Origin of the sequence: Streptomyces sp. NRRL B-3229 (assembly GCF_000719505.1) — a bacterium.
In the GTDB taxonomy this organism is placed as follows: domain Bacteria; phylum Actinomycetota; class Actinomycetes; order Streptomycetales; family Streptomycetaceae; genus Streptomyces; species Streptomyces griseorubiginosus.
Genome location: NZ_JOGP01000010.1, coordinates 93,124 through 114,770, shown reverse-complemented (window position 1 = coordinate 114,770; position 21,647 = coordinate 93,124). Strand labels below are relative to the sequence as shown.

At 70.2% G+C, this 21,647-nt stretch carries 17 protein-coding genes and 1 tRNA gene; 9 read left to right on the top strand and 9 right to left on the bottom strand.

What is annotated here, in order from left to right:
• The first annotated feature begins 19 nt into the window (after positions 1 to 19).
• Genes IF54_RS0118250 through IF54_RS0118235 form a run of 4 tightly spaced genes read left to right on the top strand, consistent with a single transcriptional unit; the run spans position 20 to position 2,948 of the window.
• Positions 20 to 343, top strand: coding sequence for a hypothetical protein (locus tag IF54_RS0118250; protein WP_030319862.1), 324 nt, complete (start codon positions 20 to 22; stop codon positions 341 to 343).
• A 3-nt stretch (positions 344 to 346) separates the two neighbouring features.
• Positions 347 to 1,633: a WXG100 family type VII secretion target gene (locus IF54_RS0118245; RefSeq protein ID WP_030319859.1), complete on the top strand. Its 1,287-nt coding sequence runs from the start codon at positions 347 to 349 to the stop codon at positions 1,631 to 1,633.
• Positions 1,630 to 2,325, top strand: a complete 696-nt coding sequence (locus IF54_RS0118240) for a hypothetical protein (RefSeq protein ID WP_030319858.1) — start codon at positions 1,630 to 1,632, stop codon at positions 2,323 to 2,325. Before IF54_RS0118245 ends, IF54_RS0118240 begins: the two co-directional genes overlap by 4 nt.
• Positions 2,322 to 2,948 (top strand): hypothetical protein, encoded by a 627-nt coding sequence (locus tag IF54_RS0118235; RefSeq protein WP_030319857.1) that lies wholly within the window; start codon positions 2,322 to 2,324, stop codon positions 2,946 to 2,948. The genes IF54_RS0118240 and IF54_RS0118235 overlap by 4 nt, the downstream gene beginning before the upstream one ends.
• Before the next feature lie 526 nt (positions 2,949 to 3,474).
• On the opposite strand, the gene IF54_RS0118230 is transcribed toward IF54_RS0118235, so the two are convergent.
• Complete coding sequence (locus IF54_RS0118230) at positions 3,475 to 3,828, bottom strand: MerR family transcriptional regulator (RefSeq protein ID WP_030319855.1); 354 nt, start codon at positions 3,826 to 3,828, stop codon at positions 3,475 to 3,477.
• A gap of 949 nt (positions 3,829 to 4,777) precedes the next feature.
• On the opposite strand from IF54_RS0118230, the gene IF54_RS0118225 reads away from it, so the two are divergent.
• Both IF54_RS0118225 and IF54_RS0118220 read left to right on the top strand, forming a co-directional pair.
• Positions 4,778 to 5,308 carry a SigE family RNA polymerase sigma factor gene (locus IF54_RS0118225; RefSeq protein WP_030319852.1) on the top strand — a complete coding sequence of 177 codons (531 nt, stop codon included), beginning with the start codon at positions 4,778 to 4,780 and terminating at the stop codon, positions 5,306 to 5,308.
• Positions 5,305 to 6,093 (top strand): hypothetical protein, encoded by a 789-nt coding sequence (locus IF54_RS0118220; RefSeq protein ID WP_030319849.1) that lies wholly within the window; start codon positions 5,305 to 5,307, stop codon positions 6,091 to 6,093. The genes IF54_RS0118225 and IF54_RS0118220 overlap by 4 nt, the downstream gene beginning before the upstream one ends.
• 103 nt (positions 6,094 to 6,196) lie before the next feature.
• Here IF54_RS0118220 and IF54_RS0118215 read toward each other — a convergent pair whose 3' ends face one another.
• Positions 6,197 to 7,897 carry an RICIN domain-containing protein gene (locus IF54_RS0118215; RefSeq protein ID WP_030319847.1) on the bottom strand — a complete coding sequence of 567 codons (1,701 nt, stop codon included), beginning with the start codon at positions 7,895 to 7,897 and terminating at the stop codon, positions 6,197 to 6,199.
• A gap of 472 nt (positions 7,898 to 8,369) precedes the next feature.
• On the opposite strand from IF54_RS0118215, the gene IF54_RS0118210 reads away from it, so the two are divergent.
• A complete protein-coding gene (locus tag IF54_RS0118210) occupies positions 8,370 to 9,698 on the top strand; it encodes a hypothetical protein (protein WP_234439004.1) in 1,329 nt (442 codons plus the stop codon).
• A gap of 166 nt (positions 9,699 to 9,864) precedes the next feature.
• Here the strand turns inward: IF54_RS0118210 and IF54_RS0118205 are convergent, their stop codons facing one another.
• Together IF54_RS0118205 and IF54_RS0118200 are read right to left on the bottom strand one after the other, a co-directional pair.
• Positions 9,865 to 12,972 carry an FG-GAP-like repeat-containing protein gene (locus tag IF54_RS0118205; protein WP_234439003.1) on the bottom strand — a complete coding sequence of 1,036 codons (3,108 nt, stop codon included), beginning with the start codon at positions 12,970 to 12,972 and terminating at the stop codon, positions 9,865 to 9,867.
• 413 nt (positions 12,973 to 13,385) lie between these two features.
• Positions 13,386 to 13,459 (bottom strand) — tRNA-Gly (locus tag IF54_RS0118200).
• A gap of 517 nt (positions 13,460 to 13,976) precedes the next feature.
• Here IF54_RS0118200 and dcd point away from each other — a divergent pair.
• Positions 13,977 to 14,552, top strand: a complete 576-nt coding sequence (dcd, locus tag IF54_RS0118195; RefSeq protein WP_020134399.1) for a dCTP deaminase — start codon at positions 13,977 to 13,979, stop codon at positions 14,550 to 14,552.
• The gene (locus IF54_RS0118190) at positions 14,549 to 15,064 is read left to right on the top strand and encodes a phosphoribosyltransferase (RefSeq protein ID WP_030319840.1); all 516 of its coding nucleotides are present in this window, start codon (positions 14,549 to 14,551) and stop codon (positions 15,062 to 15,064) included. Before dcd ends, IF54_RS0118190 begins: the two co-directional genes overlap by 4 nt.
• Positions 15,065 to 15,241: 177 nt before the next feature.
• On the opposite strand, the gene IF54_RS0118185 is transcribed toward IF54_RS0118190, so the two are convergent.
• From IF54_RS0118185 to IF54_RS0118165, 5 genes are all read right to left on the bottom strand, one after another.
• The gene (locus IF54_RS0118185; RefSeq protein WP_030319837.1) at positions 15,242 to 16,021 is read right to left on the bottom strand and encodes a hypothetical protein; all 780 of its coding nucleotides are present in this window, start codon (positions 16,019 to 16,021) and stop codon (positions 15,242 to 15,244) included.
• Between the two features lie 220 nt (positions 16,022 to 16,241).
• Positions 16,242 to 17,204 carry a Yip1 family protein gene (locus tag IF54_RS0118180; RefSeq protein ID WP_078852024.1) on the bottom strand — a complete coding sequence of 321 codons (963 nt, stop codon included), beginning with the start codon at positions 17,202 to 17,204 and terminating at the stop codon, positions 16,242 to 16,244.
• Between the two features lie 82 nt (positions 17,205 to 17,286).
• A complete protein-coding gene (locus IF54_RS0118175; RefSeq protein ID WP_030319833.1) occupies positions 17,287 to 18,648 on the bottom strand; it encodes an FG-GAP-like repeat-containing protein in 1,362 nt (453 codons plus the stop codon).
• Positions 18,649 to 18,651: 3 nt separating this feature from the next.
• On the bottom strand, positions 18,652 to 20,103 hold the full coding sequence (locus IF54_RS0118170; protein ID WP_030319831.1) for an FG-GAP-like repeat-containing protein: 1,452 nt from the start codon (positions 20,101 to 20,103) through the stop codon (positions 18,652 to 18,654).
• Between the two features lie 31 nt (positions 20,104 to 20,134).
• Entirely contained in the window at positions 20,135 to 21,499 is a 1,365-nt protein-coding gene (locus IF54_RS0118165; RefSeq protein ID WP_030319828.1) for an FG-GAP and VCBS repeat-containing protein, read from the bottom strand.
• Between the last annotated feature and the right edge of the window lie 148 nt (positions 21,500 to 21,647).

Below are 21,647 nucleotides of genomic sequence, written 5' to 3'. Positions count from 1 at the left end.
GAAGACAGGGGGCCGCCGCATGGCGGATGAATTCAAGGTCGATCTGAGTCAACTGGACTCGTTCGGCCGGGTGTTGAAGCAGTCCATAACGGATCTGGAGGAGGCGCGCAGCGCGCTCTCCGCGGTCGGCGCCGACCAGATCGGGACTCCGCGGCTGGACGAGGCGTGCGAGACCTTCCAGAACCGGTGGAAGTACGGGACCGGTCAGCTGAAGGACATGATCAAGGCGGTGGACGAGGGCGTGGAGAAGACCGCGCTGAGCTACCGCCGGTTCGAGGACAACCTCTCGCAGGCCCTCAAGAAGATGGAAGAGACGAACGCCGCGAACACCGGGGGCAGGTGAGCCGTGGCCGACAACCCGTACCCGAGCCTCGGCTGGAACCCGGTCCCCGGCATCCCCGAGCAGGTCACCGCGCTCCACCGCAAGGTGAAGTCCGCCGCGGACACCCTCAACAACTGCCACCGCCAGATCGAGTACCTGCTCGGCGCGAGCTCCGGCTGGCAGGGCGACGCGGCGAGTGCCTTCCGGGACACGCTGGACGGCGACCTCAAGACCGCCATGAGGAACGCCGGTCAGTCCCTCGACAAGGCGGCCGCGGCACTCAGCACCTGGCAGGGCGACCTGACCTCGCACCGCGACCTGGCCAAGAAGTACGACGACGCCGCCCGCGACAACAAGGCCGACGCCGACAAGGCGCAGACCCGCTACGACCAGGCCAAGGGCAACCCGGACCTGGGGCTCGCCGGCAAGCAGTACCCCAGCCAGGCGGAGGCCGACGCGGCGACGGCCCGCCTGCGCACCGCCGAACGCGAACTGGACGAGGCCACCACCCACCTCAACAACGCCAACGCCGCCTACAACGACGTCATCACCAAGGCGAAGGAGCTGGAGGGCACCCACACCGACGCCGCCGAGGCCGTCGCCCGCAGCCTCGACGAGGCCGACGACAAGCTGGCCCCCAAGGAACCGGGCTGGTTCGACAAGGCCCTCAGCGCCATCGGCGAGGGCCTCAAGGCGGTCGGCGAGTTCCTGGTGGAGCACGCGGGGACGATCGGGGCGATCGCGGGGCTGCTGGCGCTGCTGCCCACGCCGTTGGCGCCGGTCTTTCTCGGCATCGCGGTCGCGGCGAGCGCCGTGTCCATGGCCAAGAACCTCTCCAGTGAGGACTTCAGGGACTCGCTGATGGGCGAGTACGGCCTGAAGGAAGGCGTGTTCGCCTGGGCCTCCGTGGCGGGAGACACGCTCGGCATGGTGCCCGGCGTCGGTGCCCTCGCCAGGGCCGGCAGCGAGGCGGGCCTCGCGGTGGCGGTCGCCCGGGAGGGCGGCGAGGCCCTGTCGCTGGGCTCGCGGCTGGGCGCGTTCGGCAAGGAGATCGTGCCCGCCTTCAGCTACAAGGCTCTGGACGTGGCGACGTCACCCCAGACAGGAGCGCTCCAGTACGCCATCAACGGCGTCAATGTGGCGGCGAACATGGCGTCGTCCATGGAGAGCCTGGGTGTGTTCCCGAAGAACGGCCCCGGACACGACGCCTCCGAGTTCACGAAGGGCGCGGCCGCCTCCACCGGCCTGAAGGGCGGAACGGCCGAGCTCATCAAGGACTTCGGCGAACTGATGAGCGGGGTCCGCCTGTGAACGCGTTGCTCGACGAGAGGGAGCAGCCGAAGCCGGAATTCTGGTACGGGCTTCCCTACGGGTATGCCCAGGTGGATCTCCAGCCGTCGCCCGAGGGCATCCAGGAGGTGGCCCGGCAGCTCAGCGCACTTCCCGACGACCTGCGCGACCGGGCGGACCAGGTGTTCCGGCTGTACGCCATCGTCCTGACGATGCTGCGGAGCCAGGACGTCATGGGGTGCGCGCTCGGCATGCACCCGGACGAACAGGGCGGGGCCTCGCTGTCCGTCCTGACGGTCTCGACCGTCGCGGCCTCGGGGGCGAATCCCGCCGCCGTGCTGCTCCAGATGCTGGGCACCGGCCCGGACAACGGCATCGTGCCCGTGGAGCTGCCCACGGGCACCGGGTACCTGCTGGAGACGGAACGCACCACGCTCGCGCCGACCGCTCCTCCCGACGGTCAGGACGAGCCCGCGCAGGGAACCGTCTGGCAGGGCACGGTCGCCATCCCGGTCGCCCGGACCTCCTCGATCGTCACCGTGCAGCTGGTCACCCCGGCGGTGGAGCTGGCCGACGACTACCGCGGTGTGCTGCTCGGCGTCGCCCGTACGGTGACGTTCGAGGACCCGGCCGCGCCGGGCGAGGTGGACAACGGGTCCGGTCCGTCCTCCGACGGGGGCCCAGGGACAGTCGAAAGGAGCCCGTTCGGATGACGGTGCCAGAACGGTGGAAGGACGGTCTGGAGTCGGACACCCCGCCCGCGCCGTACGCGACGGACGGGACGGACTTCCAGGGCGCGGTGCGCTACCACTACCGCAACGCGCTGAAGAAGTTCCTCAAGTACTTCCCTGTGTTCCTGCTGCTGTGGGTCCAGATCTTCTTCACCAAGATCGGATATCTGCTTCCGGTGGCCATCGTCGGAATGCTCGGCACGGTCTTCACGCTGATCCTTCTCTACGGCCGCCTGAGTTCGATCCGCAAGTGCTCGAAGATCTTCCGGACCTACCCCCTCGAATTCCGCACCCCGGTCGAGAAGATCGGCATGGAGTCGACCCACACGCTCTACTTCCGCCTGGGAGACCAGAAGGGCACCCCCTTCACCTTGCGTGCGAAGGACGCCCTGGGCCGCGGTCGGTGGCCCGTCGGCATCGTCGACGGCGTCTGGTTCGCGGGGGACGAGCCCTTCGGCGGCGCGATGATCGTGCCGGGCGGCGGCGAACTCCTTCTGCTCCAGCCCAGGGACTGGAGGGAGCGGGAAGATGACCGCAACACCGCTGGGCCGGAGCGCATCGAGAAGGCGGGAAAGGCAGGCATCAAGCGCCCGTTCCGCCTCTGACCCACCCAGTGCCGGGCCCTTTCCGCTGAGAGGCGCAGGCGGCGACGGTGGCCCGTCGTACACCTGCCCGTGTCACCGCCCGTTCGGCTGCGGGAAAGGAAAGGGCTCGTTCGGTCCGCGCGGGTGAAGGTCGCCACGGGGTGGCAGGGGTACAAGGGCGTCTTCTGATGCCGAGGGGCGGCCCGTCCCGGAGTCGGGTTCAGCGGGCCGAGCCCGTGTTCACGGTGAGCGAAGGTCCGGAGAGGCGGCACGGTGTCGCCGCCCGAGCGTCCTGAGGACCAGCCGGATCAGGCCGAACCGCACCACCATGGGCGACGCGTGACGGGCCCGGGAAAGAGAACCGTGAACTTCGTGTCCCGTCGATCGGGTGTGATCCTCGCCGTCGCCTACCTGGCCGTGGTGTTCGGGCTCGACTATCTGAGCGTCGAACACCCGGCCCGGACACCTACGCACCGTCCGTGCAGGCGATCGCGGGCATCGTCCAGGTCGACAGGCACGCCCGGCCAGGGGCCGCGCCGCAGGGCGGTCAGCCGGAAGTGGGAAGGGAGGCGTCGGACGCGCCCTGCTCGGCCCGTCGGCGGTACTCGGCGTTGATGCGCTGAGCTTCCTCGAGCTGGTCCTCGAGGATGACGATGCGGCACGCGGCCTCGATCGGGGTGCCCCTGTCGACGAGCTCGCGGGCGCGCGCGGCGATCCGGAGCTGATAGCGGGAGTACCGGCGGTGCCCGCCCTCCGAACGGAGCGGAGTGATCAGACGAGCCTCCCCGAGCGCCCGGAGGAAGGCCGGAGTGGCGCCGAGCATCTCGGCGGCCCGGCCCATGGTGTAGGCCGGGTAGTCGTCGTCGTCCAGACGATCACTGAGGGGGTTGTCTGCTGTCATGTCACCTCGCTGTGCAACGCGTCGAGGGGCCCTGATGCCGTACGGCACCAGGGCCCCGAAGGAAATTCAACACCATCTGTCGGCTCTCGTGCTCTGCCGACCTTCTGTTTCCGCTACCAGCCCTGTCGAAGGGGGGTGCGGGGATCGCGGCTGCGTGACCGGGGACCACCTTCCAATCCGGGGTCTTGCGGTACCCGGCCGAGTGCGTCCCGGGCCGGGCGATCCTGATGGCGTCTGTGTCCTCCGTCCTTCCTCTGAACCTGAACTGATCTGCTCTGCGGACCTTCTTGTACCGCTACCCGCCAGTTCGTGTCTGCCGGGTCTCTCTCGACTCTGTAGACAAGAAGAAGGCTAACTCTGGAAGAGCCCAATGTCTACTCTGGCAAAGATAGATTTCACCCACTCGTGGGAACAGACACCTGTGACCTGCAACGGTTGGTCCGGGTGCACCGCGCAGGGCTCTCCCCTCGATCGGGTCCGTCGAGAAAACAGCGTCAGGGCGGCAACCTTCTCGTCCTCTGCGGCAACTGAAAGCCGGAAGGCTGGATCGAACTACCGGGACGGGCATGAGGGCAACGAAGCACGCCGCGCCGCAACCGTGGCGCAGGCGCGGACTGGGCACGGGCATTCCCCTGGCGCCGCTGGTCGTCGGTGCGCCGACGGGCCGTCCCCCCGGGAGCGGAAGCGGCGCAACGGCTACCGGCATCCACGGTGAGCGGCCGACCGTCGACGGCACGGCCGTGCCGTCGGACGCCGTGAAGCCGGAGCAGCCGACCCGCGACCGGTGCGCCCGGCGTTGACCAGCCCGCCGGCCGGCCTTCACCGCCACCACACACCCATGCACGACCGCCGTTCGCATTCCGGTCCGGGCGCTGTCAGGCTGCGCCCGCCGTCGTCGTCGAACGCGCGACCACCTCGCACGTCATGGCAAGGAGAGGGCGACCGGGGGATGCTCCTCGATGACGCGTCCGTGGAGTTCCACGAATTCTTCGAACGCCACTATGCCGAGCTCGCCCGTCTGGCACACCTCCTGACCGGCGAGACCGACGCGGCGGACGACCTCGCGGCGGATGCCCTGGTCGCTCTGTGGCAGCACTGGGACCGGTTGCGGCAGGCCGACCACCCGCTCGCCTACGCCCGCGGTGTGGTGGCCAACCTGGCACGGGGACGGATCCGCAGCGCGGTCCGTGAGCGACGCCGGCTCACGCTGTTCTGGTCCCGCAGCCCCGAGAAGGTGGAGGGGCCGGACACGGCGGCCGTGCTGGACGTCCGCGCGGCGCTCGCCCGGCTGCCGTACCGCAAGCGCGCCTGCGTGGTGCTGCGACACGCCCTCGACCTGTCCGAGAAGGACACGGCGGCAGCGCTGGGCATATCGGTCGGAACGGTGAAGAGCCAGACCTCCAAGGGAATGGCGGAGCTGGAAAAGCTCCTGGGCGCACGCGCGGCCGGGAACCTGGTGCCAGGGAGGAGGAACCGGTGAACGAGGACATCGACCGTCGGCTGCGCGAGGCCGCCGAGGCCCACCGGCCCGACCGCGCACGGATGCTGGCCCGGGTGGAACGCGGTATGGCCGGCCCCGCCGTCCGGCACCGCGCGCGACCGTTCGCGAGGTCCGGGACGAGGATCGCCCTGGCCGGGCTCGCCGCCGGAGGCATCCTGACGACCGGCGGCCTCGCCGTCGCCGCCATTGTCGCGACCCCGTCGCCGTCGCCCACCGTGACCACGCCTGCCGCCACCCCGTCTCCGACGGTCAGCTCCCCGCACCCGGATTCGGCCCGCCCCACCCCTGTCGCGCCACCCCCGGCCACCACCCCGGGCAGCTCGCACCCGAGCCCGTCGGCCACCAGCCCCTCGCCGACCGCTGACGGGAGCCGGAACGGACCACTGCAATCGGCCGGCTCGCTGGACCCGCGGAGCAACACCTACTGGACGCAGAGCGACCTCGCCCTCAGGACGACGCAGCCGCTCACCTCGCTCACGGTCGAGATCCGGATCGTGCAGACCGGCGGGACGCAGAGCACCGGCACCTGGCAGACCCTGCCGGGTGATGACTTCACCGTCACCGTCCAGGAGGCGGGTGGCGCGCTGGTCTACCGCTGGGTCCTCAAGCCGGGCCTGACCGTGCCGGCCGGGAGCCACGAGTTCGCCGCGCAGTTCAACAACGGCACCGGCGTGCGCACGGCCGCGGGCGACGGCTACCGCGTCGACGCACAGGGTCCGGGCGGCTCCGCGTCGGTCCGGGGAGGGTTCGTTCCGGCCCGGTGAACGGGGATTTCGTCCCGGCCCGATGACCGCGGACTTCGTCCCGACCCGGTGAACGCCGAATGCGCCCCCGTCTCTTCGACGGGGGCGCATTCGTCAGCTGTGCCTACTTGAGCTTTGTGCCGCCCGAGTTGTGATAGGCGATCGTCTTCTTGATCAGGTTTCCGCCGTCGGTCTCGACCGAGGTCTGTTCCTGCTGCCCCGGCCCGAAGAACAGGCCGGCGATGTGGGCGTCCGCCACCTGGTCCATGTGGCTGAAGAACCAGTCCACCTTGTCGTCCTTGTAGTGGTTGAGCGTGTTGTTCTGCGCCATGTTGCCCACGGGGATCTGCCACAGGACCACCGGCTTGCCCACGGACTCGGCCATCGTCTTGTAGAACTTCAGCGCGGCGGCGGCCTTCTGGTCGTTCCAGAAGTGGTCACTGCCACCGTGGGCCGGCTGCGCGTACCAGCCCGCGTCGCGGTCCGAGACGTCGGAGGCCAGGAAGTCGGCGTTCTTCGCGCCGAAGCTCTCGTAGGACTTGACGCAAGCCTGCATGTTGGTCTCCCAGTCGAAGCAGGAGAGGTGCATCCCCGCCTCGGCGTTCGGCGCGTACTTGTGCGCCATCGAGATCAGGCACTGAACGAGACCGGTGGCGCTGTTCTCCTGCGATCCGCAGTCCGTCGGATTCGCGCTCTTCACCTGTGCGGGAACCTGGTGCGGATCGCCGAGCGAGCGGACGTAGCCCCAGAAGTCGGGCTCGAGGTCGATCGCGGCCTGCGTCTTGCCGATCTTCTGGAGGAAGAAGCGGTAGTCGTTCAGGTAGCGGGTGAGCAGGTCGGTCCGGTTGATGGCCTTGACCTCACCCGGACCGTCGCCCTCGCCCGCCGCGTCGCCGAGGTCGCGCAACGAGTACCAGGTCCACAGCATCTTCTGCGGACGTGAGCTGCCCTTGTACGTCGCCTGGGACACCACCTCGTCCCGCCAGGTCACGTACGTGCCGGGTGCCGTGGTGGGTCCGTTCCAGCAGCCCCACCAGCCCGACCACCCGGCCTGGCATTTCGCTGCCGTGTAGTAGTCCGACGAGGGCGCGGGCTGGCTGTGCACGTAGGCGTAGCGCCCGTCGAACGGCGCGGCGTCCGCCGAGTCGTCGGACATCGAGGCGCCGATGAGCACGGTGTCACTGCCCAGGAACCGCTTGGCCGAGCCGCCCGCACCGGTCGCGGGCGACGAAGAAGAGGGCGAAGCCGCAGCCGCCGGTCGCGTGCCGCTCGGAGTCGGGCTGGCGGGAGCGCCGCTGGTGGGCGCGGTGGGCGTACCGCCGCCGCTGACGTTCCCGACCTCGACGAGCTTCCACTGCTGATCGGCGCCGCTGCGGTCGCGGTTCTGTACGACATTGCCCCCGTTGGCCTTGGCGGCGTTGCGGACACCGACGGCCATGCCGCTGAAGCGATTGACCAACCGCACATAGCCGTTCGGCGACTTGGACAGCTTGAACTGCTGGTTGCTGCCGTTCTGGTCCTTCCACTGCACGAGGGCGGAGCCGGCGGTCTTCGACCAGCCGAGGTCGTCCAGCACCTTGCCGGAGGTCCGGTTCTTCAGCCGGTAGTAACCGTCACCCGAGTCGATGAACCGCCACTGCTGGTTGGCCCCGCCGTGCCGCGCCCACTGCACCACCGCCGCGCCGTCGTTCCTGGCGGAGCCGCGGTCGTCCAGCACCTTGCCGCTGTTGCGGTTGACCAGCACGTACCACTTCTTCATATCCAGGGTCTTCTGGTCCGCCGAGGCCTGGCTGACCACGACGGCCGAGCCGGCCACGACCACCATGGTGAGACCCGCCCACAGACCCCGACGCGCGAGCAACCGGCGCCCACGGTGCTTCGGGCGCCCACCGCTCGCGCTGTCGTCGGCACGGTGTCCGCCACCGCGGGACGCCCCCGGTGACGCGGGCGAACCGGGGACATGTCTGTGCTCTCGTTCCAGGGACATGCCTGTGCTCTCTTTCAGCTGGTGCATCTGACCGGACCGCATGACCGGACAGCACTGAGTGGTCCGAGAGCCGGAAAAGGTTGCCGAGAAGATCCACAGATTTTTTTCGCCCGCCCCGGCGGTGATGCGCGACCGCACAACAAGAGTGGCGCCAAGTCCACGCTGCCCAGGTGCACTTCGCCACGTCGACGTTCTGCGTCCGCTCTCAATTGCCGTGCGTCGAGTGCTGAGCGGTGGATATAAAGACGGACGGCCGGGCGGGGGTTCCGAAGAGGGTCCCGTCGTCGAACGCGTCAGAGGTGGGATCGCAATGGTGTTGTGGAGGATACGCAGATGGCTCACGGTGGCCGCCGCGGCCGCCGCGCTCGGCATGGGAGGTGTGACAGCCGCGCACGCCGCGGATCAGCCGGAGGTCACCTATGCGGGGAGCGTGTCGGGCGATCTCGGGATCCTACAGATCAATGCCCGGTCCGGGGCCGACATCACGGGCATCACGGCGCACCTGGTCTCGTACGCCTCGCAGACCGAAGTCGCCGAGATCGGGACCAAGGACTTCCGGCTCTTCTCCGGCACCCGTCAGGACGGCAACTGGCGTACCAAGAAGCCTTTGAAGCTCCCGGAGTTCGGCTCCTACCGCATCGACGTGGAGGTGACGGACGCCGAGGGCGGCCATGTGCTGAGCCGGTCCGCGGGGGACTTCGCCTACTTCGTCGTGGCGCAGTTCGGCGCGCTCACCGTCGACCGTACCGCCATCGACCGGGAACACCGTGACGTGCAGGTGGAGGGGACGCTGTACGGGCGGTGGCCGACCCGTCAGGTGAAGCCTCTCGGGGCACGTCAGGTCGAGGTCGATGTCGACTACTGGACGCAGGCCACTGTGACCACCGACGCCCAGGGTCACTTCACCGCCTCGGTGCGGCTCGACGCGGCCGCGCCCGTCCAGGCCGTGTTCCGCATGGACGGTGGCACGCCGGCGGTGCTGTACGGGGAGTCGGAGCCGGTTCAGATCGGTGTCGACCAGATCCCCACCCGTTTCACGTCCACGGTCAGTTCGGCCGACATCGACTTCGGTCAGCCGGTCACGCTGAGCGTCAAGGTCGAACAGCAGACCGCGGACGGCTGGGTGCCGCTGGCCGGGCAATCCGGGGGCGTCCTGTTCGGCCCCGACGACGCGCAGACCGACCTCGTGGGCCGTTTCACCACCGCTGACGACGGCACCTTCACTATGGACTACACGCCCTGGCAGGGCGGCTACTTCCAGCTCGCCCTGGACACCTCGGACGACCCGTTCCTCCAGGCGGGCACCGGCACGAGCGACGTCGTCCACGTGCACCGGGCGTCGGAGTTCACCGCCTTCACGGCCGCCCGCTCCGACACGGGACAGGTCCACACCGAGGGGCTCATCGACTTCCCCGACGGGTGGACGCCCGCCTCGATCAACGTCCACGTCCAGTACTCGCCCGACGGCGTGAACTGGACGACGCTCACCACGGTCGAGGCTTCCTGGGGCGGCAACGGCAACGATTTCGCCGCGGACCTCGACCACAGTGGCGCCGGCTACTACCGGGCCGTCTTCGACGCGGACGACAACTTCCGGTCGGCCACCTCGCAGACGGTCTTCGTGCCGGCGTCCGCCTAGCGCCGATGCCCCCGCACGCAGGGCGCTTCAGCCCGGCCGAGGCCGCCTGGAGCGACGCCGGGGAACCTGCCCCGCGGGCGGGGACCCGGCGGTCCGCAGAGCGGGCGAGCGCCGGGCCCGGGCCCAGAGACCTGGGCCCGGCTGCGGGCGAGCCACGCCGCTGTCCTCATAGGACGGCCTTGTACCCCTGCCAGCCCGTCGCGATCTTCGTACGGCCGCCGAACGACCCCTTGCCGTCACCACTGTTGCGGTACAGGTTGCCGCTGGTGTCGCGCGAGACGAGGTCCGTCCTGCCGTCGCCGGTGATGTCGCCGACGCCGACGACCGTGTTGTACGAGCCGCCCCAGTTGCCGAACACCTTCACGCGGGCCTTGAAAGTGCCGCTGCCGGTGCCGTCGTACCGGTACAGGTTGTTCGACGTGTCCTGGGCGAGGAGGTCGCCGATGCCGTCGCCGTTCAGGTCACCGGCCCCGACGACCTTCTTGTACGTCTTCCAGTTGTCGTACAGCTTCACGCGCGCCGACAACTTGCCCGTACTGGTGCCCTTGTACAGGTAGACCGTGCCGGTCGAGGCGTTACGGGCGATCAGGTCCGGGCGGCCGTCCTTGTTCACGTCACCGGGCGCGGTCAGCACGTCGTACTGGTTCCAGCCAGAGGTGCCGAGTGTGGTGTACGGCGTCGAGGGCGTCGCCGCCTTGCCGCACGAGGGGCGGTAGGCGCGGAGAGCGCCGCTGCTCAGGCGGACCAGGACGTCGTTGCACCGGTCGCCGCTGAGGTCGCCGAACGGCACGAACTTCGCGGTGGTCGGCCAGCCGGTGCCGGAGACCTGGCTGCCCAGCGTGCCGGTGCCGGTGCCGCGCCGGACGGTGAGGGCGCCGGAGGAGCTGAGGGTGAGGACGTCACCGACGCCGTCGTTGCCCGCGTAGTCGCGCGGTGCCGCCGCTCCGGCCGTCACCGCGAGGTTGCCGGAGAGGCTGAGGGCGGCGCCCTGGCCGTCGGCGGGCTGGGCGGTGAGCGTCCAGGTGTAGGTGCCGTTGGGGACGAGTCGGCCCGCGGAGTCCTTGCCGTCCCAGGCGGCCGTCAGCAGACCACGGGCGGCGGAGCCGGACACAGTGCGCACGGTGGCGCCGGACGCCTTGTGGCGGACGGTCACCTTCCAGGAGGCGGCGGGCTTCGACAGCCACCAGGTGCCGGACCAGCTCGCGGCCCCGGGGGTGACCGCGGAGTCGATGGCCGACAGCGCGGACGCCGGAACGCCGGTCTTCACGAGGTGGACGCGCTGCTCGTCGTCGGCGTAGGCGACACCGCCGCCGAAGCGGTCCACGGTCCAGGTCGTGCCCACCCCGTTGTTGTCCTTGCCGAGGTCGGTCCAGTCGGCGAGCTTGCGGCTCGCCAGATCCGTGTAACTGCCGCTGGCCGGAAGCCCGTTGTGCAGATCGAAGAGCTTCAGCCCGCTGTCCGACTGGATGCCGCCGACGCGCTCGACGAGATAGCCGTCACCGAGGAGGACCCTGCCGGCCGGGGCGGTGACGGTGAGCTTGGTCGTCCGGTCGTAGACACCTGAGCCCTGGTCGTCGCCCCAGGCGTCCTCGCAGGTCCAGTACACCCAGCGGCCCACGGCCTGGAGGTCCGACGGGGTGCAGCCGTTGCGGGTGGTGAAGGACTCCACGGCGGTGCCGGACGGGAGCCGGGTGGCCGTGACCGTGCCTCCCGTGGCCGCGCCGCTCCACAGGGTGTTGCCCCACACGGCCGCGGCGACCCGGTCGCGCTTCTGTACGACCTTGCCCGCCGAGGCGTCGGGGAACTCGCCGATGTACTGGGTGCCGGAGGAGGCGCCGTCGACAACCGCGTACCGTCCGGAGAGGTCCTTGAGCCGGGGGCTGGAGTCCCCCGTGTCGAGGGTGGGGCCCCAGGTGGTGGCACCGTTGGTGCGCAGCATGGTCAGGCCGGACTCGGTGGCGTCGCGACGGCCGTGGTGGCCGGTCCCGTCGGCGAACATGGGGATGCAGCGGGTGGCGCCGCCGGAGCAGTCGCCGTCCCACCCGCTGACCAGCCCGTCCACGGTGGTTCTGACGACGCCCGGGGTGCCGCTCGTGGTCAGCCAGGTGCTGCGATAGGCGCCGAGAATCGTGTTGGGTTCGTACAGCGTGCTGTTGTCGGCCGTGGTGAGGATGGAGCTGCCGAGCGAGAGGCCGTTGATCTGCGCGGGCATCGGCTGCACGGCGGTCAGGCGGCTGCGGGTGACCGAGCCGTCGGCGGCGGGGGCGATGCGGTACACGCCCCAGTCGAGGTCGCCCTGCTCGACGTACTGCGCGGCGCCCGCCACGAGGACGGAGCCGTCGGGCGCCTGGACGATCTGATGGGCGGCCGGGTCCATGACCTTGGTCAGGTCGGTGTCCGTGCCGTCTGAGGTGAGGGCCCACAGCGGCTGGCCCCGGTACTTGTTGTCGCCGGGCGACACCGGTTCGACACCGAGCAGCTTGTCGCCGACGATCCCGTAGGCGGCTTGGTAGGTCAGGGCGCCTGTGTCGAAGGTACGGGGCGCGGCGGACAGTTCGTCGCGGTCGTACACGTCCGCCTTGCCGCGCCCACTGCGCAGCCGCACCACCGAGTCGGTACCCAGCCGGAAGCCGGTCACCTCCCAGCCGTCCTCCGGGTTGGCCGGGCCGGGCAGCGCGCTGAGCGCGCCGGTGGCGAGGTCGACGATGCCCCAGTGCCCCCAGCTCTGCTCGCTGTCGCCGGTGTTGTAGCGGAGGATGACGGACCGGGCGTCGCCGTCCTCGACCACCATGTCGTACGCGCCCTCCGGCAGCCCGGTCACGGGCGTCTCAGCGACCCCGCCCCCGTCCTGGACGCGCCACAGCTGGTAGGCGTTCGGGTTTCCGTTGAAGCCGCTGGTGCTGGTGAGGACGGTGCTGCCGAAGGTGCCCCGGTAGGTGTGGGACTCGGGCACGGGTACCACGACGGTGCTGCCCGAGGTGCCCGCGCCCTGGAGGAGGGTGACGTGGGAGTCCTCCTCCGAGTACAGGGCGACGGTGTCGGACCCGTCCCCGTAGTAGCCGGGCTGGAAGGACGCGGCCTCACGGAAGTAGCCGCTGTCGATGTCGTACCGCACCGGAACGTCCAGCCGCTTCTCCAGTGCGGTTGTGGTGCCGGTGGCGTAGTCCGTCCACAGGAACCGGTCGTCGCCCTCCTGGGTCCAAAGGAATCCGCTGGTCCCCGCGTTGAGAATCTGCGTGGCCCTGGGGACGGCGCGCGGGGCGGCAGGCAGCACGACCTCGTCGGCCGTGGCTGCCGACAGCGGAGCGGCTGCCGCCGAGGACGGTACAGCGGCGAGCGGAAGGCCGAGGCTCAGCGCCGTCGCCAGGACGGCGGCGGTACGTGTCGCCGATGGGCCGAGGCGTGCTGAGCGTGAACCATGAGCCGGTCTGTGTCGGCGTCGGCCGAGTCGAGCCACCGTTCCCCCTGAAAGGCAAGAAGAAAGCATGGCGGGACGTACGGCAACGCCTTGGCACTTCCCCCGGCTCCCCGGCCGCTCCCCCACGCGCGTGCCGGGAGCCTAACAGCATGTCCATGACCGGCCGTCTGCGGGAACGCCGCTCCGGACGTCGGTCGCTCTGCGTGCCGGAAAACGCGACAGAGACCTCTGACATGCAAAAGCCCCAGGCCGCTGACCTGGGGCTTCATTGGAGCGGGTGACGAGAATCGAACTCGCACTCTCAGCTTGGGAAGCTGATGTTCTACCACTAAACTACACCCGCGCGAGACGCCGGACGGGCCGGTGTCGAGACGCACTGTCACCTTACCTCATGCCAGGCCCCCGGCGCTGAAGCCGTGGGGCCTGAGTGCGTCTCAGGGGTGGGACGGGGCTGCGGGGGAAGGGAGTTGGGGCGTACGGTGGAGGCGTGGAAGAGGGTCCGGGCGGGACCGGAGTGCCGCCTGGAGGGCCGTCCCGTCCATCCCGTAATGTGGCATTTGTCGTCAGGTGAGCAGTAGCCCGACGCGGCTCTTGGGGAAGGGACTCTAGGACTTGATGGAGCGCACCGTCGTCCGTTGTGCCGATGGGCACGTGTTCAGTACCGCTTCGTTCCCGATGCAGCAGGCCGAGCGCCTCGGCCCCGGACGGCTCGTGCGCTGTCCGCGCTGTGCCCGGCTCAGAAGCGTCGTTCCGGTGGCCTTGGAGAAGCACTAGAAGTACAGGGAAGCGCTGTAGGCAGGTACCAGGCGCGCGGACCGTCCGATTGTGGTCGGTCCGCGCGCCTTGCGTATCCTCGGCACGTGCTTCTCTCAGACAAGGACATCCGGACCGAGATCGACGCCGGGCGCGTGCGGATCGATCCCTACGACGAATCCATGGTGCAGCCGTCCAGCATCGACGTACGGCTGGACCGGTACTTCCGGGTGTTCGAGAACCACCGGTACCCCCACATCGACCCCGCCGTCGAGCAGTCCGACCTGACGCGGCTGGTGGAGCCGGAGGGCGACGAGCCGTTCATCCTGCACCCGGGCGAGTTCGTCCTCGCCTCCACCTACGAGGTCATCACGCTGCCCGACGACCTCGCCTCCCGCCTGGAGGGCAAGTCCTCCCTCGGGCGGCTCGGGCTCGTCACCCACTCGACGGCCGGTTTCATCGACCCCGGCTTCTCCGGGCACGTGACCCTCGAGCTGTCCAACCTGGCCACGCTCCCCATCAAGCTGTGGCCCGGGATGAAGATCGGCCAGCTGTGCATGTTCCGGCTCTCCTCGCCGGCCGACTTCCCCTACGGCAGCGAGCGCTACGGCTCCCGCTACCAGGGCCAGCGCGGTCCGACCGCCTCCCGCTCCTTCCTCAACTTCCACCGGACCCAGGTATGAGCGCCTCCGCCGCCCGCGAGAACCTCACCTACGAGGCGTTCGGCACCGCTGTCCGCGAGCTCGCCCAGACCATCGCCGACGACGGTTACGAGCCCGACATCGTGCTCTCCATCGCCCGCGGCGGAGTCTTCGTCGCCGGCGGTCTCGCCTACGCGCTGGACTGCAAGAACATTCACCTGGTGAACGTCGAGTTCTACACCGGCGTGGGCACCACCCTCGACATGCCCGTCATGCTCGCGCCGGTGCCCAACGCGATCGACTTCTCCTCCAAGAAGGTCCTGATCACCGACGACGTCGCCGACACCGGCAAGACGCTCAAGCTGGTCCGCGACTTCTGCCTCCACACGGTCGCCGAGGTCCGCTCCGCGGTCATCTACGAGAAGACCCAGTCCCTGGTGAAGTGCGAGTACGTCTGGAAGCGCACGGACGACTGGATCAACTTTCCGTGGAGCGTTCTGCCGCCTGTGCACAAGGCGGGCGAGACGCCCAGGGAGAACAGGGAAGCACTCTGATCTGCGCTGCATGACCCGGGGGTTTGATCGGTTCGGCTGAGGCGGCGGGGGAACGGCTCGAACTGCTGACCAGCCGGCCGCTGCGCCGGCCAGTGGCTCCAGAACCCGGGTTCGTCAGGGCGAGGAAGGCGGCAGCTCCGACAGCGAGTGATCGGTGACGACCCCCTCGCACAGCCCCTATTGGCTTCGCCCCGTCGGAACAGCCGGCACCCCCGCCGCCCCGGTGATGGAGAGCGGGGTGATGAGGCCCGCCACCACGGCCTGGACGATGACGTCGTTGGCTGCCTGCTCGCTGCCCACGCCGGCCGCGTAGAGCCGACCGGAGACGAGCAGGAGGAGCGCCCACCACGGCGACTGGAGCCAGCTGAGCGTGGCCGTCAGACCGACGAGCGCGTAGGAGACGTTCTTGCGGAACTCCGCCTCACCCACGGCTCGGTCGTACTCGTTGAACAGGTCGTAGCTGGCGATCAGCAGCTTCGTGCGCAGCTGACGTGTCTCACCGAGGATGTCCCGTACCGCCAGCCCGACCACGAGGCGTTCGCCGCGGTCGCGCTCCGGGTCCACGGCCGCGGTGCCCTCAGAGGCCGAGCGGGGCAATCGCCCCTGGTCCCGGAGGAAGCTGACGAGGTCGTCGTACGCGAGGCGGGAGACGCGGGGTGTCAGGGCTGTTCCGCCGTTCCGCAAGCGCGCCGCCTTCGGGGCTTCCCGCGCGTTCACGGTGACGACTCGGACGGTGAGCATGGCGCCGATGAGGTAGGCGAGGAAGGAACCGGCCGCCAGTACTCCGGCAGGGCCCACCAGGTCCCCGAGCCGGTACAGGGAAGCCCAGACGCCATGGGCCTGTTGAGGTGTCGGAACGCGGTCCTCCAGGATCAGCCAGAGCGCCAGGAGCCAGATACACCCCGTGGAGAGCGGGGCCCGGACATCACGCAGGCCCGGCAGCAGATTCGCCAGCAAGTCATCCCCCTGTTCCGGGTGCCGTCCTGAGCGACGGCACGCCTGTCCAGGGTCTCCCGTTTCCTGTCCTGCGGTTCGGGATCCGGCAAGGTCGCGGCGGAGTGCCGGTGGCCAAGTGGACCGGGGTGCGCCCGCCGTCGCGGTCGGCGGTGACATGACGAGGGGGCTCCCGGTCGGAACCGGAAGCCCCCTCGTCGTACGTCCCGAAAGGGCCCCGTCGCTAGAACGTGCCCAGCTTCACGATCGACAGCAGGGCGATCAGTTGGATCGCCGAGGCGCCCAGGGCCTTCGGCCAGGGGAGGTCGTGGGACTTGGAGACCATCAGGGTGAGGAGCACGCCGGCCGCCACCCAGGTGGCCCAGCCGAGCAGCTGGACGAAGCCCGCGTCGCCGCCGAAGAACATGGCCACGATCAGGCGGGGCGCGTCCGTGAGGGACATGATCAGCATGGAGAGGCCGACCGTCGGCTGCCAGGCGCCGTCGCCGCCGAGCTGGCGGGCCAGGGCGTGGGTGACGACGCCCAGGACGAAGGCGGACAGGGCCATGGCGACGGCGGTCGTGAGGACGATCGGGATCGCGTTCGACAGGGTCGCGTTGATCGCGTCCTTGCGCGCGTCCTCGAAGCCGAAGACCGCGAGCAGGCCGTAGAGGAACGTCACGACGAGGGCGGGGCCCCACATCGAGTAGTCCCGCATCTGGAGGAAGGTCTGCTGGGGCGAGAGCACGATGCCCTTCAGCAGTTCCTTCCAGTGCAGACGGGGGCCGACGGGGCCCGCAGGGGCCGAGCCGGCACGGTAGGTGCCGCCCTGGTTGTAGGGGTCCTCGCCGACCGAGAACGCCTGGGTGTGGCCCGGGTTGTTCGCCGCGTACGGGTCATGGCCGCCCTGCGGGTGCGGGGCGCCGCCGCCGTCGCCGAAGTACTCCGGCTCGTCGTAGCCCCGGCCGCCGCCCTGGGTCCACTGCCCCGGGTGGGGCTGCGGCGCGGGGGGATAGCCGTACGACGGCTGTCCCTGGGGCGCCTGCTGCTGCCCGTAGGGAGGTTGTTGCGGTCGCGCGTGAGGAGCGCCGTTGTCCCGGCCGCGTCCGATCCTGAATCCAGCCACGCCTTCGAACGTACCTGGTCCCGGAGAGCCGCGTGCCCGGCCCGGCGTCCCGGGGACGGCTTTGCTGCCGAGCTGTGACATCCCTTACGGGGAATCCCTGAAGGCCTTGCGGGAAATCCCTCAAGGTCACGGGGATTCCCCGGGTTGGGCGGCCACGGCGCGGCTATTGCAGCATTCCGCTGATCACGCCGTCCGCGGGGGCCGAGGTCACGCCCGTCGTCGTCACGCCCGACGCGGTGCCCGGCAGCCGCAGCGAGCCCGTCTGGCCCGTCACGAACAGGTCCGCGTGACCGTCGCGGTCGGTGTCGCGCAGGCGGACCGTGGCGCCGAAGAAGTCGTCCGGCTCCAACGCGCCCGGAATTCCTGCCGAGTTGCGGGCGAACGCCTGGGAGCCCGTGCCGCTCAGTCCGGACGGGCGGCCGTACAGGACGTGGACCATGCCCGCGTACTCGTTGCCGCCGAGCGCCTCGCCGTACGCGCCGACCGCGAGGTCCTGGTAGCCGTCGCCGTTCACGTCACCGGCCGAGACGCTGTCGCCGAAGTGGTCGTACGCCTCTGCCGTGCCCGCCACTCCGCTGGTGTTCTGGGTGATACGGGCGGAGGTGCCCGGACCGGACGAGGAGCCGTACCAGACGGACACCCGGCCCTTGTAGCCGCCGTACAGGGACGTGCCGATGGCGATGTCGCCGTAGCCGTCGTGGTTGAAGTCGGCGATGACGCCGTCGCCGCCGCGGTCCGCGCTGCCCCCGCCGCCCGACTGGGACTCCAGGCGCAGGGTCCTGCCGGAGGAGAGGGTGGTGCCGCCCTTGACGAACCAGGCCTCCGACCAGATCTCCGCGCTGTTGACGCCGTCGCCGATCACGACGAGGTCGGTCTTGCCGTCGCCGTTCACCTTGCCCGCGATCACGGCCGTGGCCGAGAAGGGGGACGCGGACTTGTCGAGGGCGGAGACCGTGCCGTGCACGCCCGTGCGGTTGATCGCGCCGCGGTAGACGTACGCCTTGCCGCCCGCGACGACCGCCAGGTCCTTCCTGCCGTCGCCGTTGAAGTCGCCGACGGCCAGGTCGCGGCCCATGGAGGCGTACGACGTCCTCGCCTTGGCCGGGATCGCCGTACCGCCCGACAGGCCGCTCCTGCTGCCCCACAGGATGGTGACCGCGCCCTGGTCGGCGCGGCCGTCGACGTTCTCGCCGGGGGCGCCGACCGCGAGGTCGCCGTAGCCGTCGGCGTTGAAGTCGGCGGCGGCACGGAACGCGCCGAACATGTCGTCCGTCTCGTCGCCGCCGGGGACACCGGAGCTGGACTGGCTGACGAACTGGGTCTTCGTGCCCGGGCCGCTCGCCGTGCCGAAGGTGATCAGGACGCCGCTGCCCTTGGTGTTCCCGTCCCATTTCGCCGCGTAGTCGCGGTACCCGTCCCCGTTGAAGTCGTCCCCGTACTTCGCGGAAGCCGCCGAGGCGGGGGAGCTCAGGGACAGGCCCGCTGTCAGGAGGGCGGCGATCGTCGTCGCTGTGCGGATGCGCATGGGTCAGCCTTCCAGTACGTCGCCGAAGTAGGCGGTGCCCGCCGGGCCGCCCAGCGTGGTGCCCGTGAAGGACTTCGAGCCCGTGGCCGTGATGCCGGACGTCGTGGACTTCAGGAACCAGACCGCGCCGGCGCCGCTGTTCTCGGCGGACGCGGAGGCGACCAGTTCGGTGCGGCCGTTGTTGTCGACGTCCGTGAGCTGGACCGCGTACCCGAACTGGTCGTCCGACTCGGCCGCGCCGGGGACGTTCGTGCTGTTCTGGGACCAGGACTTCGCACCCGTGCCGGTCAGGCCCGTGGCCGAGCCGCGCAGGATCGTGACCGTGCCCGCGTGCCTCGCCGAGCCGATGGTCTCCTGAGGGGCGCCGACCGCGATGTCCGGGAACCCGTCGCCGTTGACGTCGCCGGCCGACAGGCTCCAGCCGAAGCGGTCGTTCTTCTCGGCCGTGTCCGGGACGCCCGCCGAGTCCTGGGTGAACTTCACCGGGGTGCGGGTGGACAGGCCGGTGGCCGCGCCGTACGTCACCGTCACCGCGCCGCCCGGGCCGCCGTTCGGCTCGGTCGCCGACTTCTCCATGAAGTTGCCGGTGACGATGTCGCCGTAGCCGTCCTTGTTCACGTCTGCGATGACACCCGCGTAGCCGCCCGCGAGCTTCTTGCCGGCCTTGACGGTGGTGGTGGCGTTGCCGGTGTAGAGGACGCTGCGGGTGCGGTAGTCGCCGGTGCTGGTCTCCTCCTGGCCCATGACCAGCAGGTCCGTCTTCCCGTCGCCGTTGACCTCGCCCGCGATCAGGCCGTCGGGGTAGATCGTGGTCTGGCCGACGGTGTCGACGCCGACCAGCGAACTCGCCTTGCCCGCGCGCGAGATGGGGCCCTTGAAGATGTTCAGGGCCGGCGTGGAGTTGTTGCCGGCCGCGAGGTCGGTGTGGCCGTCGCCGTCGAAGTCGCCGGCCGCGAGGACCCAGCCCAGCTCGTTGCGGTACCGCGGCAGCGGGGAGGAGATGTCGGTGCCGGACTTGATGCCGGTCGCGCCGCCCCACAGCACGGTCAGCGCGCCGAAGGATTCGGTGGTGCCGATCCGCTCGCTGTGCACGCCGACGACGAGGTCGGTGCAGCCGTCCCCGTCGAAGTCCCCCGAGGTGAGGCGGTCGCCGAAGTAGTCGCCCGTCTCCGGGGTGCCCGGGATGCCGGACGTGGCCTGGCTGATGATCTGGCGCTTGCTGGTGTCGAGGCCGCTCTTGGTGCCGTAGACGACGGCGACGTAGCCCGCGCCGGTCTTGCCGCTCACCTTGGCGAGGGGGGCGGCGATGGCCACGTCCCGGTAGCCGTCGCCGTTGAAGTCACCGGCGAGGCGGGAGGGTGCCGCGGCCGCGGTCGTGGCGGACGCGAGGGTGAGCAGACCGCCGGTCAGGGCGGCGGCGGTGGCGGCCGCGAGGGCGGTTCTCAGGGGGCGCATGGAGGTGCTCCAGTAAGGGGGAGGAAAGGGGTCAGTCGAGGAAGCCGCCGCCGTACTGCGGCAGGTGGACGGAGCCCGTCGTGGTCGGGGTGGTGCCGGTGCCGCGCATCAGCAGGCCGTCGCCGTTCGCGCCCACCGTCAGGTCCGCCTTGCCGTCGCGGTCGAGGTCGCGCAGGCGGACCGCGGAGCCGAAGGAGACGTAGGAGTCGGCCGGGCCGAGGACCGACTGCGGGATCCAGGTGGAGCGGGTGCCGGTCAGGCCGCCGGAACCGCCGCGGAGGACGGTGACGCCGCCCTGGTCCTCCTTGCCGTCGACGTCCTCCTGCGGGACGCCGACCGCGAGGTCCGCGTAACCGTCGCCGTTGGTGTCGCCGGCCGAGACGGAGTAGCCGAAGTTGTCGCCCGCCTCGGGGCTGCCCGAGACGCCGGAGGAGGCCTGGCTGTACGTCGTCGAACCGCTCGGCCCCGACGACGTGCCGCGCCAGACGCCGACGATTCCCTTGCCGTCGTTGTTGTCGGGCAGGCCGACCGCGATGTCGCCGTAGCCGTTCTTGTCGAAGTCGCCGATCGTGGCGCCCCACGGCCGGCTCGCGTACGTCTTCGAGGCGCCCGAAGTCAGGCCGGACGAGGCGCCTTTGAGGTACCAGACGCGGTTGGCCTCGGTCTGGCCGGTGAACTGGGTGCCGAGGATCACCAGGTCCGTCTTGCCGTCGCGGTTGACCTTGCCGGCGGCGAGGCCGTACGAGTACCAGCCCGCGCCCTCCTTGTCGATCTTGGTGACGCTGCCCGTCCTGCCGGACTTGGTGAACGGGCCCCGGTACAGCCACGCCTCGCCGCCGCCGATCACCGTGAGGTCGGGCGAGCCGTCGCCGTTGAAGTCGCCGGTGGCGAGTTCGCTGCCGAAGTGGGACTGGGAGCCGCTCGCGCCGGACCTAGGGGCGAGGGTGGTGCCGCCGGACAGGCCGCTGCGGGAGCCCCAGACGATGGTCACCGTGCCGCGGTACTTCGTGCTGCCCACGTGCTCGGTGCCGTTGCCGACGATCAGGTCCGCGTAGCCGTCCTTGTTGAGGTCGGCGCTGCTGAGCGACTCGCCGAAGTAGTCGTCCTCCTCGCCGGCGCCGGGGATGCCGGGGCTGTCCTGGTGGACGACCTTGGGGTGCGCGGTGTCGAGGCCGCCCGCCTTGCCGTAGACGACGGTGACGGCACCGCCCAGCCAGCCGCCGGGGCCGGATATCCCGCTGGAGTAGTTGCTGTACGCCACGTCGCGGTAGCCGTCGCCGTTGAAGTCGTCGTAGTGCCTGGCGATGGCGGCGGAGGCCGGGGCGGCGAGGAACAGCGGGGTGAGGCCGGTCGCCAGGAGGGTGGCGGTGAGGGCGGCGGCGGTGTTTCTGCGCATGGACGGGTCCTCCCGTGGCTGGGGTGGGGGGACCGCACGCGTTCTCCGGGGAGCGGTTCGTGGCTCACCTCGGGCCCACAGCGCGGTCGGCGATCATGAGACCGCTGCCGTGAGGCAAGGGTTGTACGTGAGTTCGGTTAATTTTTGT

What these genes read in the sequence shown, in the direction of transcription:
- IF54_RS0118250 (WP_030319862.1), top strand. Translation starts at nt 20, where the DNA reads ATGGCGGATGAATTCAAGGTCGATCTGAGTCAACTGGACTCGTTCGGC.
- IF54_RS0118235 (WP_030319857.1), top strand. Translation starts at nt 2,322, where the DNA reads ATGACGGTGCCAGAACGGTGGAAGGACGGTCTGGAGTCGGACACCCCG.
- IF54_RS0118230 (WP_030319855.1), bottom strand. Translation starts at nt 3,828, where the DNA reads ATGACAGCAGACAACCCCCTCAGTGATCGTCTGGACGACGACGACTAC.
- IF54_RS0118225 (WP_030319852.1), top strand. Translation starts at nt 4,778, where the DNA reads ATGCTCCTCGATGACGCGTCCGTGGAGTTCCACGAATTCTTCGAACGC.
- IF54_RS0118215 (WP_030319847.1), bottom strand. Translation starts at nt 7,897, where the DNA reads ATGGTGGTCGTGGCCGGCTCGGCCGTCGTGGTCAGCCAGGCCTCGGCG.
- IF54_RS0118210 (WP_234439004.1), top strand. Translation starts at nt 8,370, where the DNA reads ATGGTGTTGTGGAGGATACGCAGATGGCTCACGGTGGCCGCCGCGGCC.
- IF54_RS0118190 (WP_030319840.1), top strand. Translation starts at nt 14,549, where the DNA reads ATGAGCGCCTCCGCCGCCCGCGAGAACCTCACCTACGAGGCGTTCGGC.
- IF54_RS0118180 (WP_078852024.1), bottom strand. Translation starts at nt 17,204, where the DNA reads ATGTCACAGCTCGGCAGCAAAGCCGTCCCCGGGACGCCGGGCCGGGCA.
- IF54_RS0118175 (WP_030319833.1), bottom strand. Translation starts at nt 18,648, where the DNA reads ATGCGCATCCGCACAGCGACGACGATCGCCGCCCTCCTGACAGCGGGC.
- IF54_RS0118170 (WP_030319831.1), bottom strand. Translation starts at nt 20,103, where the DNA reads ATGCGCCCCCTGAGAACCGCCCTCGCGGCCGCCACCGCCGCCGCCCTG.
- IF54_RS0118165 (WP_030319828.1), bottom strand. Translation starts at nt 21,499, where the DNA reads ATGCGCAGAAACACCGCCGCCGCCCTCACCGCCACCCTCCTGGCGACC.